General features: G+C 64.4%; 19 protein-coding genes. 16 read left to right on the top strand and 3 right to left on the bottom strand.

From position 1 onward, the window contains the following. Positions 1–64 precede the first annotated feature (64 nt). Positions 65–289 carry a hypothetical protein gene (locus XH90_RS26485; protein WP_194477238.1) on the bottom strand — a complete coding sequence of 75 codons (225 nt, stop codon included), beginning with the start codon at positions 287–289 and terminating at the stop codon, positions 65–67. 230 nt (positions 290–519) lie between these two features. Here XH90_RS26485 and XH90_RS26480 point away from each other — a divergent pair, with 230 nt between their 5' ends. From XH90_RS26480 to XH90_RS26460, 5 genes are all read left to right on the top strand, one after another. Next, a complete protein-coding gene (locus XH90_RS26480; RefSeq protein ID WP_194477237.1) occupies positions 520–1,476 on the top strand; it encodes an N-carbamoyl-D-amino-acid hydrolase in 957 nt (318 codons plus the stop codon). Positions 1,477–1,617: 141 nt separating this feature from the next. After that, positions 1,618–2,172, top strand: a complete 555-nt coding sequence (locus XH90_RS26475; protein ID WP_246755593.1) for a TetR/AcrR family transcriptional regulator — start codon at positions 1,618–1,620, stop codon at positions 2,170–2,172. A 67-nt stretch (positions 2,173–2,239) separates the two neighbouring features. Beyond that, entirely contained in the window at positions 2,240–3,433 is a 1,194-nt protein-coding gene (locus XH90_RS26470; RefSeq protein ID WP_194477236.1) for an MFS transporter, read from the top strand. A 217-nt stretch (positions 3,434–3,650) separates the two neighbouring features. After that, positions 3,651–3,992: a DUF4118 domain-containing protein gene (locus XH90_RS26465; protein ID WP_246755592.1), complete on the top strand. Its 342-nt coding sequence runs from the start codon at positions 3,651–3,653 to the stop codon at positions 3,990–3,992. 137 nt (positions 3,993–4,129) lie between these two features. Continuing rightward, positions 4,130–4,327 carry a hypothetical protein gene (locus XH90_RS26460; protein ID WP_194477234.1) on the top strand — a complete coding sequence of 66 codons (198 nt, stop codon included), beginning with the start codon at positions 4,130–4,132 and terminating at the stop codon, positions 4,325–4,327. Between the two features lie 248 nt (positions 4,328–4,575). Here XH90_RS26460 and XH90_RS26455 read toward each other — a convergent pair whose 3' ends face one another. Then, positions 4,576–5,553 (bottom strand): LysR family transcriptional regulator, encoded by a 978-nt coding sequence (locus tag XH90_RS26455; RefSeq protein WP_194477233.1) that lies wholly within the window; start codon positions 5,551–5,553, stop codon positions 4,576–4,578. A 119-nt stretch (positions 5,554–5,672) separates the two neighbouring features. On the opposite strand from XH90_RS26455, the gene XH90_RS26450 reads away from it, so the two are divergent. The 11 genes from XH90_RS26450 (at position 5,673) to XH90_RS26400 (ending at position 17,981) form a co-directional block, all read left to right on the top strand. Further along, positions 5,673–6,710, top strand: a complete 1,038-nt coding sequence (locus XH90_RS26450; RefSeq protein WP_194477232.1) for a class 1 fructose-bisphosphatase — start codon at positions 5,673–5,675, stop codon at positions 6,708–6,710. A gap of 12 nt (positions 6,711–6,722) precedes the next feature. After that, complete coding sequence (locus XH90_RS26445; RefSeq protein ID WP_194477231.1) at positions 6,723–7,598, top strand: phosphoribulokinase; 876 nt, start codon at positions 6,723–6,725, stop codon at positions 7,596–7,598. A 13-nt stretch (positions 7,599–7,611) separates the two neighbouring features. Next, a complete protein-coding gene (gene tkt / locus XH90_RS26440) occupies positions 7,612–9,633 on the top strand; it encodes a transketolase (RefSeq protein ID WP_194477230.1) in 2,022 nt (673 codons plus the stop codon). 14 nt (positions 9,634–9,647) lie between these two features. Then, positions 9,648–10,733, top strand: a complete 1,086-nt coding sequence (gene fba / locus XH90_RS26435) for a class II fructose-bisphosphate aldolase (RefSeq protein WP_194477229.1) — start codon at positions 9,648–9,650, stop codon at positions 10,731–10,733. Positions 10,734–10,764: 31 nt separating this feature from the next. Then, complete coding sequence (locus XH90_RS26430) at positions 10,765–12,225, top strand: form I ribulose bisphosphate carboxylase large subunit (protein ID WP_194477228.1); 1,461 nt, start codon at positions 10,765–10,767, stop codon at positions 12,223–12,225. Between the two features lie 12 nt (positions 12,226–12,237). Continuing rightward, positions 12,238–12,645, top strand: coding sequence for a ribulose bisphosphate carboxylase small subunit (locus XH90_RS26425; protein ID WP_194477227.1), 408 nt, complete (start codon positions 12,238–12,240; stop codon positions 12,643–12,645). Positions 12,646–12,740: 95 nt separating this feature from the next. Further along, a complete protein-coding gene (gene cbbX / locus XH90_RS26420) occupies positions 12,741–13,673 on the top strand; it encodes a CbbX protein (RefSeq protein WP_194477226.1) in 933 nt (310 codons plus the stop codon). Further along, on the top strand, positions 13,670–14,407 hold the full coding sequence (rpe, locus tag XH90_RS26415) for a ribulose-phosphate 3-epimerase (RefSeq protein ID WP_194477225.1): 738 nt from the start codon (positions 13,670–13,672) through the stop codon (positions 14,405–14,407). Before cbbX ends, rpe begins: the two co-directional genes overlap by 4 nt. Before the next feature lie 179 nt (positions 14,408–14,586). Further along, positions 14,587–15,738 carry an FIST signal transduction protein gene (locus XH90_RS26410; protein ID WP_194477224.1) on the top strand — a complete coding sequence of 384 codons (1,152 nt, stop codon included), beginning with the start codon at positions 14,587–14,589 and terminating at the stop codon, positions 15,736–15,738. A 2-nt stretch (positions 15,739–15,740) separates the two neighbouring features. Next, positions 15,741–17,612, top strand: coding sequence for a bifunctional diguanylate cyclase/phosphodiesterase (locus tag XH90_RS26405; RefSeq protein ID WP_246755899.1), 1,872 nt, complete (start codon positions 15,741–15,743; stop codon positions 17,610–17,612). Between the two features lie 156 nt (positions 17,613–17,768). Beyond that, the gene (locus tag XH90_RS26400) at positions 17,769–17,981 is read left to right on the top strand and encodes a hypothetical protein (protein WP_194477222.1); all 213 of its coding nucleotides are present in this window, start codon (positions 17,769–17,771) and stop codon (positions 17,979–17,981) included. A gap of 22 nt (positions 17,982–18,003) precedes the next feature. Here XH90_RS26400 and XH90_RS26395 read toward each other — a convergent pair whose 3' ends face one another. Then, entirely contained in the window at positions 18,004–18,840 is an 837-nt protein-coding gene (locus XH90_RS26395) for a universal stress protein (protein ID WP_194477221.1), read from the bottom strand. Between the last annotated feature and the right edge of the window lie 134 nt (positions 18,841–18,974).

The following is an 18,974-nucleotide window of genomic DNA, read 5'->3' as shown; positions in this document are numbered from 1 at the left end:
CTCGCCATGGAGGCGGCAGGGCTGGGTGCAGGCTTCCTTCGCCGGCTCCGAATCGTCGGCCCGGTTACTTCCGCAGCAATTCCCGCAACGCGGCGGTCGCCTCGGCGCAGCGGATGTCGTCGATCTCCCGCGACAGGCTGAGTGCGCTCGATTTCAGCTCGTCGATCTTCCAGCTCTCGGGATGCTGGCTCTCGAGCTGGCTGAGGCGCTTGTTCAAATCGTCCAATCTGGACTGAAGCTGCCCGATGCTGGCGGCTCCAGTCACGTTCCAAACGCGTTGTGCGCGCATCGTCGTTCCCCTGACTTGTCTCACGGCGTTGTGAGCAGGGTTCGTGGCCGCAATGGGCGTTTCTTTTGTCCGGTCTTAGATCGTCGGGAACCGTTGCAGATCGGCAACGAAAGTTCCTGGAATACCGGCGCATGCTGGCTCATCTTCCAGCATCGACGCGAACAGGCGCAAAACCTGCATATGCGCGATAGTGGGGCCGGGCGATCCGGCAAACGAACGAGGGGCAATTCGTGGCGAGATTTGTGACTGTCGCAGCAGGCCAGCTGGGCCCGATCGCGAGGACGGAGACGAGGACCGCGGTGGTGGCGCGGCTGATGGCCCTGATGCGCCAGGCACACGCCAACGGCTGCGACCTGATCGTCTACCCCGAGCTGGCGCTGACGACGTTCTTTCCGCGCTGGTACTTCGAGGCCCAGGCCGAGATCGATCATTTCTTCGAACGCGAGATGCCGGGGGCGGAGACGCAAGCGCTGTTCGATCTCGCCCGCGAGATCGGAATCGGATTTTGTCTCGGCTATGCCGAGCTCACGGCCGAGGCCGGTGTCGTGCACCGCTACAACACGTCGATCCTCGTCGACAAAAGCGGCGCGATCGTTGCGAAATACCGCAAGGTTCACTTGCCTGGGCATGCCGAGCACGAGCCATGGCGCAAGTTTCAGCATCTGGAGAAGCGCTATTTCGAGCCGGGCTCCGGTTTCGGCGTGGTCGATGCGTTCGGCGGCGTGATGGGAATGGCGATCTGCAACGACCGCCGCTGGAGCGAGACCTATCGGGTGATGGGTCTGCAGGGCGTCGAGATGGTGATGATCGGCTACAACACCCCGGTGCACAATCCGCCTGCGCCGGAGCACGACGACCTCTCCCTGTTCCACAATCATCTGGTGATGCAGTCGGGCGCCTATCAGAACGGCACTTTCGTCGTCGGCGTCGCCAAGGCCGGCGTTGAAGAAGGCGTCGATCACATCGGCGGCAGCTGCATCATCGCGCCGTCAGGCGAGATCATCGCGAGATGCGCGACCAAGGGCGATGAGCTCGCGCTGGCCCGCTGCGATCTCGACCTCTGCATTTCCTACAAGCGCACGACCTTCAATTTCGACGTCCATCGCCAGCCGCGGGCCTATGGCATGATCGTCGAGCGGAAGGGCGTGGCGACCATGGCGGACGGCAGGCCGGTCCGGCGGACGTGACACGGGGGTGGCCGTCAGCCCCCGATCACAACCACGTGTCTTTATTTGGAAACGATCATTCCCTATTATGGCGCGATGCGAAAAGCAGCCCGAAAATCCGAACCGTCCGCCCACCCGCCCGGTCGTCCCCGGGAGTTTGACATGGATACCGCGCTGGATGGCGCTGTCAGGGTGTTTTGCGAGCGGGGCTACCACGCGACCTCGATCGGAGACCTCACGGCGGCGATGCGGCTTGCCACCGGCAGCGTCTACAAGGCGTTTCGCGACAAGCATGCCGTGTTCCTCGCCGCCTTTGAGCGCTACGCCGCGGTGCGCGGCGAGCAGACCCGCAGTGCGGCCGCGCGCGGCGCGAATGGTCGCGAGCGGGTGCGCAACGTGCTGCTGTCCTATGTCGAGCACTCCCAGGGGATCGAGGGGCACCGCGGCTGCATCGTGGTCGGCAGTGCGGTCGAGCTCTCGGCGGTCGATCCGGTGATGCGGGCGCGCGTCGCGGCGCAGCTCAAGACCAACGAAAGTTTCATTGCCGGTCTCATCCGCGAGGGGCAGGCCGACGGCTCGATTCCGGACCATGTCGACGCCGACGACACCGCGCGACTGATGATCTGCATGACGCAGGGCCTGCGCGTCGTCGGCAAGGCGCGCCTGCCGCTCGACGGCGAGCGACTGGTCGGCGTCGCGATCAAGCTGCTTGCCTGAACCTTTGTCAAATTAGGGAATGAACGTTTCCTATGCATGGAGACGTCGAAGTGTCGGAGAGTTTGGAATGACGATGAATGCCACGATCGAGACCGCGCCCGGGACGGATGCAGTGTCGCAGCGCCTGACCTTCGTGCTTGCAGCGGCTTGTGGCATGGTCGCCGCCAACATCTACTATGCCCAGCCGCTGATCGCGCCGATCAGCGCCGCGCTTGGCTTGTCGCACGCAGCAGCGGGCCTGATCGTGACCATGACCCAGGTCGGCTACGGCACGGGATTGCTCTTCATCGTGCCGCTGGGCGATCTCGTCGAGAACCGCGCGCTGATCTGCACCGTCATCACGCTCGGGGCGGCCGCGCTGCTCGCGGCCGCGTTCGCGACGCATGCGCTCCCGTTCCTGATCGCCGCGCTGTTCATCGGTCTCGGCTCGGTCGCGGTGCAGATCATCATTCCCTACGCCGCACACCTGGCGCCGGAAGCCGTTCGTGGCCGCGTCGTCGGCAACGTCTCGACCGGGTTGATGCTCGGCATCATGCTGGCGCGCCCGGTCTCGAGCCTTGTGACCGCGGCGCTGTCGTGGCATGCGGTGTTCTTCTGCTCGGCGGCGCTGATGATCTTGCTCGCGATCGTGCTTCGCGTCACGCTGCCGAAGCGCAAGCCGGTGGCGCGGATGCATTACGGCACGCTGTTGCTGTCGATGCCGCATCTGGCGCGCACTACGCCGCTGCTCCGGCGTCGCGCGCTCTACCAGGCCGGCCTGTTCGGTGCCTTCACCCTGTTCTGGACGGTGGTGCCGCTCCAACTCGCCAGCCAATTCGGCTTCACCCAGCGCGGCATTGCGCTGTTCGCGCTCGCAGGCGTGTCCGGTGTGTTCGCGGCGCCGATCGCGGGACGGCTCGCCGATCGCGGCCATAGCCGCATCGCCACGATCGCTGCAATGCTGTTCGTCGCGGTGGGTTTTCTGGTGACGCATGTCGGCACGGCCGGATCGATGCTCAATCTTGCCTGTCTGGTAGTGGCGGCGATCGCGATCGACTTCGGCGTGCAGGGCAATGTGGTGCTGGGCTTTCGCGCCATCTTCGTGCTCGGGCACGAGCATCGCAGCCGCCTCAACGGCCTCTATATGGCGACGTTCTTCGCGGCCGGTGCCGCAGGATCCGCGCTCGGCGCCTGGGCGTTCGCGCAGGGCGGCTGGGCGCTGGCCTCGGCCATTGGCCTTGCGCTGCCTGCTGCCAGCTTGCTCTACGCGGCAACTGAGTAGCGGTACGATTGTGTGTCGAGGCTGTTTACCAAGCGGCTGAGGGGGCGATCCGGAGGAGGCAATTTCCGTCTCGCGCATTCCCTGCGCTTGTAGTACTTTGGTCGCAAGCGGCTTGGTTAATGGCTGCAGGGGAGGCCTTATGAGGCGTGCGGGACTGGTTGGCGTATCGCGAGTACGACCATGGTCGTGGCAGGCATTTCTGCTCGGATTCATCGTCGTGGCAGCGTCGGCTGCGCTTCAAGGCATCTGCGTCGCGCTCGGCGTAAAGCTCTATTTCGCGGCCTTCCTGCCCGGCCTGTTCGTGCTCGGCATCGTCGCGGGCACGCCGGCGGCGGTGTTTGCCGCCGTGCTCACCGTTCCGCTGGTGTGGTGGGTGTTCATCCCGCCTTTCTTCGCGTTCACGTCGCTCTCCGCCGCGAACGCGGATTCCGTCAATTTCTTTTGCCTGCTTGCCGTGCTTCTGATCGGCCTTGCCGATCTCTGCCGTGCGACCATGACCATCAACAGAAGCGGTCGATTGAAGCCGTCGGGCGAGAGCGCGGCAACGAATTCGCAATAGACAGGTGCCGCGCGTGACCGGCCCGTTGCGCTTGCGCAACAGTCGGGCAACCATCCGCACGCTCGGCTCGAGCCGCTAACTTTTCAAAAAAGATTTGGCCGCAATTTCTCCCGCGGGAATACGAGGGAGTTTTCGTCATGAACGGACACGCCATTTTTGAGAACGTGCGCCGCTATCGCGGCATCGCATCGCTCTATCGGCAGACCGCGGCGTTTCGGCCGAGCCAGCGCTGGTCGCTGCTCGAGCAGGCCAGCGAGTGGGAAGCCCGCGCGCTGTTGGAGCTGGAAGCCTATTTCGCCTCGCGCACGGACTATGCGGCACCGCTCGCGGCCTGAGCGTCAAGGAAGCTCGACAGCCTGGTCGAGCGCTACCGCAGGGTTCCGGCGAACAGGTCGCGAGCGGGGATCGTGGCTACTACGGAGTTACCGGGTTGCGCGCGTATGCTAGCAACCCGCTCGGATCTCCTTCACGACGGCCGGGACGCGCGATGACCACCTTCAACCGCATCTTCACGACACAGCGTCTGCTCCAGATCATCGTCATCCTGGCGGCGACGGTCGCGATGAAGCTGATGGCCTGAGCGCTATCGCTCGCCGAAATCGGGCACCTCGGGCAGATAGTTCGCCCCTTCCGATCCCAGAAAATCGAACATCGCCTGCGCCGGGGGCAGCAGCACCTTGTCGCTGCGGCGGATCACGTACCATTGCCGGACGATCGGCAAACCCGCGACATCGAGCACGATCAGACGACCCTCGGCGAGTTCATGCGCCACCGTGTGGGCCGAGATGAAGGCGATGCCGAGCCCGGCGATCACGGCCTGCTTGATGGTCTCGTTGCTGCTCATCTCCATGCCGATGATCGGCTCGAGGTCGGACTTCTGAAACATCCCCTCCATCAGCGTGCGCGTGCCCGATCCGGGCTCGCGGGTGAGGAAGGTCTCGTGGACCAGATCGGTCAGGCTGAGCCCTGAATCCTTCTCCAACCAATGCCCCTTGCGCGCGACGATGATGTGCGGATTACGCCCGAGCTGCCGCACATCGACGCTGACGTCGGCCGGTGGCCGACCCATCACCGCGAAATCGAGGTCGTAGCCGTGCATGGCCTCGCGGATCTCCTCGCGATTGCCGATGGTGAGCTTGATCTCGATCTTCGGCGAGCGCTTGGAGAACGCCGCGATCGCGTGCGGCACGAAATATTTCGCGGTCGAGACCGCGCCGAGATGCACCGTGCCGCCGGTCTTGCCGGCAAGCAGGTCGAGCGCGCCCTGGCAATCCGTGATCGCAGCCTCGACGCGCTCGGCGAGCGCCAACACCTCCCGGCCAGCCTCCGTCAGCAGCATGCCGTCCCCGGTCCGCTGCACCAGAGGCAATCCCGCTAGGTCCTGAAGCTGCCGGAGCTGCTGGGTCACGGCCGGCTGGGTCAGCCCGAGCTGGGCCGAGGCCGCGGTGACGCTGCCCTTGGCTGAGAGCGCCGCAAGGGAACGCAGCTGCCGGATCGTCAGATGCCGGAACTGGCTCGCCGCATGGGCAGGTCCATTATAAGAAAATTCTTTGACACTCATTATAAATAGAAATTTTCCTTATTAAGCCGACGCTGTCAATCTCCTCATGCTGGGACAGACCGCACCAACCTCCCGAAAGGAGGGAACTGGATGCGGCACCCACAAGGGGATGGACGCAGATGACCGGGCAACTCAGGCTGGACGACCACCTTCAACGCTATTCCGAGACGGCGCCGCATGCCTTGGCCGTGGCGGCCGCTGTCGATGCCATCGCCGCTGCGGCGATCGAGATCGCCGACCTCATCGCCACTGGCGACCTCGCGGACGCCTCCGGCCTCACCACCGGCCGCAACAGCGACGGCGATATCCAGCGCAATCTGGACGTCCAGGCGGATGCGATCCTGCGGCGCTGCCTCGGCAGGCTGCCGATCGCGGCATTGGCGTCCGAAGAGATGCGCGAGCCGCAGATTGGCGACCGCGAAGCCAAGATCTGCGTTGCGATCGATCCGCTCGACGGCTCCTCCAACATCGACATCAACATGACCGTCGGCACGATCTTCTCGATCCTGCCGGCGCCGGATGATCTCGGTCTCGCCTTCCATCAGCGCGGCTCAGCGCAACTGGCCGCAGGTTTCGTCACCTACGGTCCGCAGACCTCGCTGGTGCTGACGCTGGGCGATGGCGTCGACATCTTCACGCTCGATCGCAAGGCCGGCTGCTTCCGTCTCGCGCGCAGCGCCGTGCAGATCTCCGAGGCTTGCGAGGAGTTTGCGATCAACGTCTCCAATCGCCGCCATTGGGATCCGCCGGTGCGCGCCTTCGTCGATGAATGCCTCGCCGGCGTCGAGGGACCTGCGAATCATAATTTCAACATGCGCTGGATCGGCTCACTGGTCGCGGAGGCCTATCGCATCCTGACCCGCGGCGGCGTGTTCCTCTATCCCTCCGACGCGCGGCCAGGCTACGGCGACGGCCGTTTGCGTCTCGTCTACGAAGCGCACCCGATGGCCATGATCATCGAGCAGGCCGGCGGCTCGGCTTCGACCGGTCGCGAGCGCATCCTCGATCTCTCGGCGCAAAGCCTGCACCAGCGCGTGCCGCTGGTCATGGGCTCCAGCAACGAGGTGCGGCGCGTCGCCGAGCTGCACTGCGATCCACTGCCGGTCGCCAGCGTCTCCGCACCGCTGTTCGCGCGGCGCGGCTTCTTCCGGCTGTGAGCGAGGTGACCCATGTCGAGGAAGCATCCGATCATCTCCATCACCGGCTCGTCCGGCGCCGGCACCACCTCGGTCAAGAAGACCTTTGAGCAGATCTTCTTCCGCGAGAAGGTCAACGCCGTCTACATCGAGGGCGATGCCTTCCATCGTTACGACCGCGCCGAGATGCGCGCGCAGATGGCGACCGAGGCTGAACGCGGCAACAAGCATTTCAGCCATTTCAGCCCCGAGACCAATCTGTTCGAGGAACTCGAACGCGCCTTCCGCGACTATGGCGAGACCGGCACGGCGACGACGCGGCACTACGTGCACGACGCCGAGGAATCCGCGCTGCATGGCGCTGCCCCCGGCACCTTCACCGAATGGAAGCAGCTGCCGGAGACCTCGGACCTCTTGTTCTACGAGGGCCTGCACGGCGCCGTCGTCACCGACAGGGTCAACGTCGCCCGCTATGCCGACCTCAAGATCGGCGTCGTGCCCGTGATCAATCTCGAATGGATCCAGAAGCTGCATCGTGACCGCAGCGCGCGCGGCTATTCGACCGAGGCCGTCACCGACACGATCCTGCGGCGGATGCCGGATTACATCCACTACATCTGCCCGCAATTCACCGAGACCGACATCAATTTCCAGCGTGTGCCGACGGTCGATACGTCAAATCCGTTCATCGCACGCTGGATCCCGACGCCGGACGAATCGATGGTCGTGATCCGCTTCAAGAATCCGCGCGGCATCGATTTTCCCTATCTGCTCTCGATGCTGCCGCACAGCTGGATGTCCCGCGCGAATTCGATCGTGTGTCCGGGCGCGAAGCTCGATCTCGCAATGCAGCTCATCCTGACGCCGCTGATCATGCAGCTGATCGAGCGCAAGCGCAGCCTGAAGTGAAAAGGAGGATCTGATGAACATCTCGGTTCATGCCGACGCCGACCTCACGGCCGTCGCGCACAGCGATCTTGCCAACGCCGTCCGCTTCCTCGCGGTCGACGCCATCGAGACCTCGCAGTCAGGTCATCCTGGACTACCCATGGGAATGGCCGATGTCGCGACCGTGCTGTTCTCGCGCTTCCTCAAATTCGACTCGGCGCATCCGAGCTGGCCGGACCGCGACCGTTTTGTGCTCTCGGCCGGCCACGGCTCGATGCTGCTCTATGCGCTGCTGCACCTTACCGGTGGAGAAGTCAGCCTCGATGACATCAAGGCCTTCAGGCAATGGGGCTCCAAGACGCCGGGACATCCGGAATATGGTCACACGCCCGGCGTCGAGACCACGACCGGTCCGTTGGGGCAGGGGATCGCGACCGCCGTCGGCATGGCGCTGGCCGAGCGCATGGCGAACGCGCGGCATGGCGACGGCCTCGTCGATCACTTCACCTATGTGATATCTGGTGACGGCTGTCTCATGGAAGGCATCAGCCAGGAGGCGATCTCGCTCGCCGGCCACCTCGGACTTGGCCGCCTGATCGTGCTGTTCGACGACAATGGCATCTCCATCGACGGGCCGACGTCGCTTGCGACCTCGGATGATCAACTGGCGCGCTTCGCGGCGTCCGGCTGGTCCGTGCGCCGCGTCGATGGGCACGATCCCGAAGCCGTCGCAGAGGCGATTGCGGAAGAACGTGAAACCGAAAAACCGTCGCTGATCGCCTGCCGCACCATCATCGGTTACGGCGCGCCGGATCGGCAGGGCACCGAGAAGGCGCATGGCGCGCCGCTCGGCACCGAGCAGGCTGCGGCTGCGCGACGGACACTTGGCTGGGATTATCAACCCTTCGTCGTGCCTGTCACCGTCGCAAAGGCGTGGCGGATGATCGGCCAACGCGGGCAGGTCGAGCGTCTCGCCTGGCTTGATCGCTATGAACACGCGACGCCCGAGCAGCGCGAACTGTTCATCGAGGGCAAGTCGGTTGCCCTGCCGCACGCCTATGCCCAGGCCTCGGCAAAATTGCGCGAGCGCTTTGCCAGCGAACGTCCCAAGCTTGCGACGCGGCAGGCCTCGCAGCAGGTGCTCGACGGCATTGCCGGGACCATCCCCGGATTGGTCGGCGGCTCGGCTGACCTGACCCATTCGAACCTGACGCATGCCAAGGCACAGGCGCCCGTCAAGCGCGATGCGTTCGCCGGCGACTACATCCACTACGGCATCCGTGAGCACGGCATGGCCGCTGCGATGAACGGCCTGGCGCTGCATGGCGGCTTCATACCTTATGGCGGCACGTTCCTCGCCTTCTCCGACTACAGCCGGCCGGCGATCCGCCTTGCGGCCCTGATGCGGCTCCGCGTCATCCATGTGATGACGCACGACTCCATTGGCCTCGGGGAGGATGGCCCGACGCATCAGCCGGTCGAGCATCTTGCGGCGCTGCGCGTCATTCCCAACTTGCTGGTGTTCCGCCCCGCCGACGCGGTCGAGACGCTGGAGGCCTGGGACTGCGCGCTCGAAGCGAAGGACCGTCCTTCCGTGCTGTGCCTGTCGCGCCAGGCGTTGCCGACCTTTCGCAGCGATGTCCGCGGCCGGAACCGGGTCGCCCGCGGCGCCTATCTGATCGTCTCGCCCGACGGCGGCCGCGACGTGACGCTGATGGCGACCGGCTCGGAAGTCTCGATCGCGCTCGAAGCTGCCCGCCTGCTTGCGACCGAGCATATCCGTGCCGCTGTCGTGTCCGCGCCATGCTTCGCCCTGTTCGAAGAGCAACCCGATGACTATCGCGCCGCCGTGCTCGGCACGGCTCCTCGCGTCGGCATCGAGGCTGCCGTTGTCGGGGATTGGCATCGCTGGACCGGTGCGGACGGCGAGTTCGTCGGTATGCGCGGCTTCGGCGCCTCTGCGCCTGCGCCGGTGCTCTACCGCGAGTTCGGCATCACGCCGCAAAGCATAGCCGAGGCCGCCCGCCGGACCATCGCCCGCGTTCGCAAGCAATAACAGGAGGAATGTTCGTGGCCCGTATCACCCTTCGCCAGCTGCTCGATCATGCCGCGTCCCATGGTTACGCAGTGCCGGCGTTCAACATCAACAACATGGAGCAAGGCATCGCGATCATGCAGGCGGCCGCCGAAGTCGATGCGCCCGTCATCATCCAGGCTTCGCGCGGTGCGCGCAGTTATGCAGGCGATCTCATGCTCTCGCATATGATCGACGCGCTGGAGCGGACCTATCCGGACATTCCGCTCTGCATGCACCAGGACCACGGCAATGACGAGGCGACGTGTGCCTCCGCCATCGCCCATGGCTTTACCTCGGTGATGATGGACGGCTCGCTCGAGGCCGACGCCAAGACGGCGGCCGACTACGACTACAACGTCGCGATCACCCGACGCGTCGTCGATCTTGCCCATTGGGTCGGCGCCTCCGTCGAAGGCGAACTCGGTGTGCTTGGCTCGCTGGAGCATGGTGGCGGCGAGCAGGAAGACGGCCATGGTATCGAGGGCAAGGTCAGTCACGACCAGTTGCTGACTGATCCCGGCCAGGCTGTGGACTTCGTCCGTGCCACCAAGGTCGACGCGCTTGCGATTGCAATGGGCACCTCGCATGGCGCCTACAAGTTCAGTCGCAAGCCCGACGGCGACATCCTGGCGATGCGGGTGGTCGAGGAGATCCATCGCCGCCTGCCGAACACGCATCTGGTGATGCACGGCTCCTCGTCGGTGCCTCAGCCGCTCCAGGACATGTTCAACCGGTTTGGCGGCGAGATGCCGCAGACCTGGGGCGTGCCGGTCGAGGAGATCGTCCGCGGCATCAAGAGCGGCGTGCGCAAGGTCAACATCGATACGGATTGTCGTCTGGCGATGACCGCCGTGTTCCGGAAGGTTGCCACGCAATCGCGTTCCGAGTTCGATCCGCGCAAATTCCTGAAACCCGCGATGGACGCGATGCGCGAGCTCTGCTGCGACCGTTTCGAGCAGTTCGGAACGGCGGGCCATGCCAGCAAGATCAAGGTCCTTCCCTTGAGCGAGATGGCGCGGCGTTACCGCGCCGGCGAGCTCGATCCGCGTATCGACGCCCGCGAGCCGGTCGCGGCCTAATCATTCAGAGAGAGAAGAGCAGGAGAGAGCCATGAATGCACATGCAGGAACCGTCCGCGGCAAGGAGCGCTATCGCTCGGGCACGATGGAATACGCGCGCATGGGCTATTGGGAGCCCGAGTATACGCCAAAGGACACGGATGTCATCGCACTGTTCCGCGTGACGCCGCAGGAGGGCGTCGACCCGATCGAGGCGTCGGCGGCCGTCGCCGGCGAATCCTCGACTGCGACCTGGACGGTGGTGTGGACCGATCGCCTGACCGCGGCGGAGAAGTACCGTGCAAAATGCTACCGCGTCGATCCTGTGCCGGGCGCTCCCGGCTCGTATTTCGCCTATATCGCCTATGATCTCGACCTGTTCGAGCCCGGTTCGATCGCGAATCTCTCGGCTTCGATCATCGGCAACGTCTTCGGCTTCAAGCCGCTGAAGGCGCTGCGCCTGGAAGACATGCGCTTCCCCGTCGCCTATGTGAAGACATTCCAGGGACCTGCAACGGGCATCGTCGTCGAGCGCGAGCGGCTCGACAAGTTCGGCCGGCCGCTGCTGGGCGCAACCGTAAAGCCGAAGCTCGGTCTTTCAGGCCGCAATTACGGCCGCGTGGTCTACGAGGCGCTGAAGGGCGGGCTCGACTTCACCAAGGATGACGAGAACATCAACTCGCAGCCCTTCATGCACTGGCGCGACCGCTTCCTCTATTGCATGGAGGCCGTGAACCGCGCGCAGGCCGCCTCGGGCGAGGTCAAGGGCACCTATCTGAACGTCACCGCGGCTACGATGGAGGACATGTACGAGCGCGCGGAGTTCGCGAAAGAGCTCGGCTCGTGCATCGTCATGATCGACCTCGTGATCGGCTACACCGCGATCCAGTCCATGGCGAAATGGGCGCGCCGCAACGACATGATCCTGCATCTGCACCGCGCCGGTCACTCCACCTATACACGGCAGAAGAGCCACGGCGTGTCGTTCCGCGTCATCGCGAAATGGATGCGGCTTGCGGGCGTGGACCACATCCATGCCGGCACTGTGGTCGGCAAGCTCGAAGGCGACCCCAATACCACGCGCGGCTACTATGATGTCTGCCGCGAGGAGTTCAATCCGACCAGGCTCGAGCACGGCATTTTCTTCGACCAATCCTGGGCGAGCTTGAACAAGATGATGCCGGTCGCCTCCGGCGGCATCCATGCCGGCCAGATGCATCAGCTGCTCGATCTGCTCGGTGAAGACGTCGTGCTGCAATTCGGCGGCGGCACCATCGGCCATCCCATGGGCATTGCGGCCGGCGCGATCGCCAACCGCGTGGCGCTGGAAGCGATGATCCTCGCCCGCAACGAGGGCCGCGACTACGTCCACGAGGGGCCGGAGATCCTGGCCAGGGCGGCACAGACCTGCACGCCGCTGAAGTCGGCGCTCGAAGTCTGGAAGGACGTCACTTTCAACTATCAATCCACGGATACGCCGGACTTCGTGCCGACGGCGCTGGAAACAGTCTGAGGAGTTTTGACGATGAAACTGACCCAAGGTTGCTTCTCGTTCCTGCCTGATCTGACCGACGACCAGATCACCAAGCAGGTGCAATACTGCCTCGCCAACGGCTGGGCGGTGAACATCGAGTTCACCGACGATCCGCATCCCCGCAGCACCTATTGGGAGATGTGGGGCCTGCCGATGTTCGATCTCCAGGACGCTGCCGGCGTGATGATGGAGCTTGCCGAATGCCGCAGGGTGTATGGCGACCGCTACATCCGCATCAGCGGCTTCGACTCCAGCCACGGTTGGGAGTCGGTCCGGATCTCGTTCATCGTCAACCGGCCCAAGCAAGAGGCCGAATTCGAACTGGTGCGGCAGGAGGTGGGGGGACGCGCGATCCGCTACACCACCGTGCGCAAGCCGGCCGCGCACGCCTCGACCTGATTATCCTCTCCGCGCGGAGCCTCCCTGCTCCGTTTCCTTGGCGGATCACTGCTTCGCCGCCGCCCCGCGGCGAAGCTTCTTTCTTCGAGGCGCCGATGCTTGACATGCCCAAGGCAACGACCACCGAGCCGAACGAGACCACATTCGATCTCCGCAAGGAGGCCGAGGCAGCCGGGATCACCGACACGTTGCAACAGCTCGAGCAGGAGCTGATCGGACTGAAGCCGGTCAAGAGCCGCGTGCGCCAGATCGCTTCGCTCTTGCTGATCGAGCGCATCCGCCAGCGTGCTGGCCTCGCAGCAGCGCCGCCGACGCTGCACATGTCGTTCACCGGCAATCCCGGGACCGGCAAGACCACGGTGGCGCTGCGCATGGCAAAGATCCTGCACGGGCTCGGTTTCGTTCGGCGTGGACAGGTGATCTCGGTGACGCGCGACGACCTGGTCGGGCAATATATCGGCCACACCGCGCCGAAGACGAAAGAGATACTGAAGAAAGCGATGGGCGGCGTGCTGTTCATCGACGAGGCCTACTACCTGCATCGCCCGGACAATGAGCGCGACTACGGCCAGGAGGCAATCGAGATCCTGCTTCAGGTGATGGAGAACCAGCGTGAGGACCTCGTCGTGATCCTCGCCGGCTACGGCGAGCGCATGACGAGCTTCTTCGCGTCGAATCCCGGCTTCCGCTCGCGCATTGCCCATCACATCGAATTTCCCGACTATGCGGAAGCCGAACTGCTGGTCATTGCCGAACTGATGTTGAGGGAGCGCGGCTATCGTTTCTCGGCGGCAGCGCGCCAGGCCTTCGAGCAGTACATTGCGTTGCGCCGGACCCAGCCGTTCTTTTCCAACGCCCGCTCGATCCGCAACGCCGTCGATCGTATCCGCCTGCGGCAGGCCGACCGCCTGGTGTCGGATCTCGACCGCATGCTCGACGTCGCCGATCTCGAAACCATCGATCCCCTGGACGTGCTGGCGAGCCGCGTGTTCTCGGGCGGGGCCGATGCAAGGAGCGCAAAGCCATGACCCGGGAGATCGTCATCGCCCCCTCGATCCTGGCGGCGGACTTCGCGCGTCTCGGCGAGGAGATCGCAAGCATCGATTTGGCCGGTGCCGACTGGATCCATTGCGATGTCATGGACGGCCACTTCGTGCCGAACATCAGTTTTGGCGCCGATGTCATCAAGGCGATCCGGCCGGTGACGAAGAAGATCTTCGACGTGCATCTGATGATCGCGCCCGTTGATCCCTATCTGGAGGCGTTCGCGAAGGCCGGCGCAGACGTCATCACCGTGCATGCCGAGGCAGGCCCGCATCTCGACCGTTCGCTCCAGGCGATCCGCGGGCTGGGCAAGAAGGCCGGCGTCAGCCTGTGTCCGTCGACGCCCGAGAGCGCGATCGAATATGTGCTCGACCGTCTCGACCTCGTGCTGGTGATGACGGTCAATCCTGGCTTCGGCGGCCAGTCATTCCTCGACTCGCAGCTCGAGAAGATCGCGCGCATCAGAAGCATGATCGGCGATCGGCCGATCCGGCTCGAGGTCGATGGCGGCGTCACGCGCGACAATGCCGGCGCGGTTGCCGCCGCCGGTGCCGACACGCTTGTCGCCGGTTCCGCGGTGTTCCGCGGCAAGAGCAGTGTGGACTATGCCGCCAATATCGCAGCCATCAGGACTGCTGCGGAGGGCGGCCGGGTTCCGGAATTGCAGGATGGTTCCACGCAGCTGGTAGGTGTCGGAGAACGCGTGCTCGTCCGTTAGATTACGGAAGGCGACCTTCGCGCACGCGATCGTTCCCCGGGGTCCTACGGAGAAACGATCGCGACTCCGCAACGGCTTTCATGCCGGGGTAACCAACGGTGGTGAAGCAGGCGCCGGATTAACAGCGATGCAATGCACTGCGACGCAATCTGTGGTTCAAGGATCGCAGAGAGCGCGGGATGCAGATTCAATATCGCCACTGGAATGCTGCCCATGGCTGGCGCGGAGCGAATGCCCTGTGCGAGTCTCCTCAGCTCGTCCTTTATTTCGGCAGTCGTGAGGGATTGGCGAGCGGCGAGCGTTATCGCGAGCTGCGCGGCTTCTATCCCGACAGCCACATCGTCGGTTGCAGCACCGGTGGCCAGATTCATGGCGACGACATTGCCGACGACGTGATCGTCGCCGTCGCCCTGCATTTCGCACGGACGCGCGTGCGGGTGGTGAACGAGACGATCGAATCCCGCGGGACATCGCGGATTTGCGGCATGCGTCTCGCCCGTCAATTGGCGGGGCCGGACCTCGCCGGCGTGTTCGTCCTCTCCGATGGATTGAACGTGAACGGCAACGAACTGATTGCCGGGATCGCCGAGGTATTGGGGCCCGAAGTGCCGGTGACCGGCGGACTCGCGGGCGACGGAGCAAGGCTCGAGCGGACATTGGTCGGAGGCGACGGCGAACCGCAGCCGAACCGCATTGCGGCGATCGGCTTCTATGGCGCGTCCTTCCGTTTCGCGCATGGCTGTGCCGGTGGCTGGGACGTGTTCGGCCCACGGCGTAAGGTGACGAAGTCGAACGGCGCTGTCGTCGTGGAACTCGACGGTGAGCCGCCGCTCGATCTCTACACCCGCTATCTCGGCGAGGAGGAGGCCGCGGCGATGCCGGGTTCTGGCCTGGCGTTTCCCTTGCGGATTCATGACGAGGCCGCGCCGGAGCGACAGATTGTGCGCTCGGTATTTGCGGTGGATCGCGACGCGCGCACGCTGACGTTTGCCGCCGACATTCCCGAGGGCTGCACCGCGCAATTGATGCGGGCGAATTTCGACAGCCTCGCCGCGGGTGCGGGCGAGGCGGGCCGGCAGGCGCGGGAAGCGCTTGCGGATGAGGTCGCGGGCGACAAGCTGGCGATCCTGGTAAGCTGTACCGGTCGTCGCAAGGTGATGGGCCAGCGTACGCAGGATGAGCTCGACGCGGTTGCCGCCGAGCTCGGCGACGATGTCACCCGCATCGGCTTCTACTCCTACGGCGAGATCGCACCTCCCGCGGCTTCCGGTCGCTGCGAGCTGCATAACCAGACCATGACCGTGACCGTCATTGCGGAGGCAGCCGCGTGACCATGCATCGCCTGTTGGCCAGGCAGATCAGGCAATCGACGGACGAGTCCGGGCGGGTCGATATGACCAGGCTCGGAGAGCTTGTCGGCGCGGCTTACGAGGAGAGCGACCGGGATCGCCGCCGTACCGACCGTGCCATCACGCTGATGATCGAGGAACTCGAGCAGACGCATAAGCGCGCCGAGCAGGACCTGTTGCGCGCGCGCGAGTTTCTCGACAGCATCATCGAGAACATCCCGATCGCCGTGTTCGCCAAGGATGCGCGGGATTCCCGCTACATCCTGCTCAACCGTGCCGGCGAGGAGTATTACGGCATGCCCCGGGACGAGATGCTGGGCAAGACGCCCGAACAGCTCTTTCCCGACGATGTCGCCCGCTTCGTCGACGAGCAGGACCGCCGCGTCGTCGAGACCGGCTCACCGATGGTCCTGGAAGGGCATCGGCTCAAGGTCGGCGTCAACGGCCGCGATCGCGTGGTCAATTCGCGCAAGCTGCTGGTCCGGGACAGTAACGGCGCGCCGCAATATCTGGTCGGCGTGATCGAGGACGTCACCGAGCGGATCACCAACGAGGCGCGGATCAGCCATCTGGCGCATCACGATGCGCTCACGGACCTGCCAAACCGCAGCGCTTTCAGCGAAGCGTTGGCCGAGCGGCTGGAGCAGGCGCAGGAGGCGTCAACCAGTTTCGCGGTGCTGAGCCTGGATCTCGACCGCTTCAAGGATGTCAACGACGTGTTCGGCCATCCCGTCGGCGACATGATGATGCGCGCCGCCGCCGAGCGCCTCGTTTCCGAGGCCGACGGCGCCTTCGTCGCCCGCATCGGCGGCGACGAGTTCATGATCCTGATGCCCGACGACATCAGGCGCGAAGATGTGCTGTCGCTGGCCGAACGCCTGGTCGAGGCGATCGGCAAGGAGCTCGAGGTCGACGATTACCTCTCCCATGTCGGCCTCAGTGTCGGCATCGCGGTCTATCCGAACGATGGCGTCGACACAGCGACATTGCTTGCGAACGCCGATTCCGCGCTCTATCGCGCCAAGCGCGAGGGGCGGGGCAGGGTTTGCTTCTTCGAAACCGAGATGGACCGGGAGCTGCGCGATCGCAGGCTGTTGCAGCATGATCTGCGCCAAGCGCTCGAGCAGAACGAGCTCCTGGTCTATTTCCAGCCACAGGCGCGGATGGATGGCGAGATTATCGGCTTCGAGGCGCTGGTGCGCTGGAACCATCCCACGCGCGGCTTCGTGCCGCCCGATCAGTTCATTCCGCTCGCCGAGGAGAACGGGCTGATCACCGAGATCGGCGAATGGGTGCTGCGGCAGGCCTGCCGGGAGGCGGCATCCTGGCCGCGGCCCCTGCAGGTCGCGGTCAATCTTTCGCCGGTCCAGTTCCAGGCCGGCGACCTCGAACGGTCCATCCACCAGATCCTGCTGGAGACGGGTCTTGCGCCGACGCGGCTCGCGGTCGAGATCACCGAGGGCGTGCTGATCGGGGATTTCACCCGCGCGCTCAATCTGCTGCGACGGCTGAAGGCGCTCGGCATCCGCATAGCGATGGACGATTTCGGCACCGGATACTCGTCGCTGTCCTATTTGCAGTCGTTCCCGTTCGACAAGATCAAGATCGACCGCAGCTTCATCCTGAACCTGGAGGCAACGCCGCAATCGGCCGAAATCGTCCGCGCGGTCCTGAGTCTCGCGCACGCCCTGCACATCCCGGTCGTTGCCGAAGGCGTGGAGACGGAGGCGCAGCGCGCCTTCCTGGAAGGGGAAGCCTGCGAGGAAATGCAGGGCTATCTCATCGGCCGGCCCGGACCGATCAAACAATATTTTGATTTGATCGGCATCAAAGTCGAGCGCCGTCTCTACGCCTAAAATTAAACAGGTTCCAGGAACCAACACGCGTCTGCGCATTTCCTGAAAGTTAACCTGAGTTGAGCGGGGCTGTGCGGACAGAAAATGTTTTGCACAATTGCCATCGGCGTGACGCAAATCAGGGCAATAAGCCCAGTGAATGCGAGGGAGGGTCTCATGGAGAACGTACGTCGCTACCGCGCGCTGGCATCCCTCTGTCGCCAGCAGGCGGCCTATCGACCGCTGCAGAACTGGGAATTGCTCGGTCAGGCCGAACATTTCGAACATCTCGCCGAGATCGCGCTGAAGGCGCATTTCGACGCATGCAATGCGCAACGCGAAGACGACGCCATCGCAGCTGCAGCGTGGGAAGCCCCCGCCGCCGCATGAAGGGGCGGGCTGTCCGCCTTCGTTAGTGCGACATCAAGGTCGGGATCGTCATGGCTTCCAGCATGGCGCGCGTGACACCGCCGAGAAAGCGCTCCTGCAATCGGGAATGGCCGTAGCCGCCCATCACCAGTAGATCGAGGTTCTCGTCGGCGGCCAGGGACAGGATGGTCGGCTGGATATCAGCGCGCGCGGCCGTGAGGCTGACCGTGTGGGTCGACAGGCCGCGCCGTCCGAGATGTCTCGCCAGGTTGCTGGCGGAGACGTCGCCAGCAGCGGTGTCGGGCTCGTTGATCGCAAGGATCACGATCTGCTCGGCGCGTGCGAGGAACGTTGCTGCGTCGCGCAACGCACGCGCTGCGACGCGGCTGCCATCCCAGCAGATGCCGATCCGCTTTGCCTTGAAGGTCCCGCGGAAGGTATATGGCAGGAACAGTACCGGGCCGCCGGCCTGGAACAGGATCTCGCGGGGGATGTCGTTGTCGAACGTCACCTGCTCGGGATCCGGCTGGAGTACGACACTGAGATCGTGCAGCCGCGCCATCTCGCCGAGCGAGGTGGCTGCATCCGCGGGAATTGCGCCTAGCGGGTGGCAGGTACTGGAGATATCGGCGTTCGCCGCTTCGGTCCTGAACACTGCAAGGGCGGCTTCGGCCCGCTCGACGGCGCGCTCCCGTTCCATCTCGAATACGGCCGCCACGGCAGCTCCGCCCTCCATCACATAGGCCGCGGTGCTTGCGACATAGCCAACCGCGACCGCATCGACGTGGGCGTTGAGGCTCGCTGCGAGGGAGATCGAGCCGTCAATGACGGCGCGCATCGGTCGCTCGGTCGGGATATGGACGAGAATGTCTTTGTACATGGCGAGGTCTCCGATGGGCATCATCCGATGGTCGAAGTGTTTCACCGCCCGCAGGGCTCGCGTTGAGCTGTATCAAATCCGCGGCGAGGATTTTTTCGTGCGGCCCCCGGCCGCAGCTTTCTTTGCCAAGAATT

It is taken from the genome of Bradyrhizobium sp. CCBAU 53338 (genome assembly GCF_015291665.1).
Classification (GTDB): Bacteria; Pseudomonadota; Alphaproteobacteria; order Rhizobiales; family Xanthobacteraceae; genus Bradyrhizobium.
This window is presented reverse-complemented; position numbering and strand designations above follow the sequence as displayed.

What these genes read in the sequence shown, in the direction of transcription:
- XH90_RS26395 (WP_194477221.1), bottom strand. Translation starts at nt 18,840, where the DNA reads ATGTACAAAGACATTCTCGTCCATATCCCGACCGAGCGACCGATGCGC.
- XH90_RS26485 (WP_194477238.1), bottom strand. Translation starts at nt 289, where the DNA reads ATGCGCGCACAACGCGTTTGGAACGTGACTGGAGCCGCCAGCATCGGG.
- XH90_RS26455 (WP_194477233.1), bottom strand. Translation starts at nt 5,553, where the DNA reads ATGAGTGTCAAAGAATTTTCTTATAATGGACCTGCCCATGCGGCGAGC.
- tkt (WP_194477230.1), top strand. Translation starts at nt 7,612, where the DNA reads ATGAACATCTCGGTTCATGCCGACGCCGACCTCACGGCCGTCGCGCAC.
- XH90_RS26405 (WP_246755899.1), top strand. Translation starts at nt 15,741, where the DNA reads ATGCATCGCCTGTTGGCCAGGCAGATCAGGCAATCGACGGACGAGTCC.
- XH90_RS26430 (WP_194477228.1), top strand. Translation starts at nt 10,765, where the DNA reads ATGAATGCACATGCAGGAACCGTCCGCGGCAAGGAGCGCTATCGCTCG.
- cbbX (WP_194477226.1), top strand. Translation starts at nt 12,741, where the DNA reads ATGCTTGACATGCCCAAGGCAACGACCACCGAGCCGAACGAGACCACA.
- XH90_RS26460 (WP_194477234.1), top strand. Translation starts at nt 4,130, where the DNA reads ATGAACGGACACGCCATTTTTGAGAACGTGCGCCGCTATCGCGGCATC.
- XH90_RS26475 (WP_246755593.1), top strand. Translation starts at nt 1,618, where the DNA reads ATGGATACCGCGCTGGATGGCGCTGTCAGGGTGTTTTGCGAGCGGGGC.
- rpe (WP_194477225.1), top strand. Translation starts at nt 13,670, where the DNA reads ATGACCCGGGAGATCGTCATCGCCCCCTCGATCCTGGCGGCGGACTTC.
- XH90_RS26400 (WP_194477222.1), top strand. Translation starts at nt 17,769, where the DNA reads ATGGAGAACGTACGTCGCTACCGCGCGCTGGCATCCCTCTGTCGCCAG.
- XH90_RS26410 (WP_194477224.1), top strand. Translation starts at nt 14,587, where the DNA reads ATGCAGATTCAATATCGCCACTGGAATGCTGCCCATGGCTGGCGCGGA.
- XH90_RS26470 (WP_194477236.1), top strand. Translation starts at nt 2,240, where the DNA reads ATGACGATGAATGCCACGATCGAGACCGCGCCCGGGACGGATGCAGTG.
- XH90_RS26445 (WP_194477231.1), top strand. Translation starts at nt 6,723, where the DNA reads ATGTCGAGGAAGCATCCGATCATCTCCATCACCGGCTCGTCCGGCGCC.
- XH90_RS26425 (WP_194477227.1), top strand. Translation starts at nt 12,238, where the DNA reads ATGAAACTGACCCAAGGTTGCTTCTCGTTCCTGCCTGATCTGACCGAC.
- XH90_RS26450 (WP_194477232.1), top strand. Translation starts at nt 5,673, where the DNA reads ATGACCGGGCAACTCAGGCTGGACGACCACCTTCAACGCTATTCCGAG.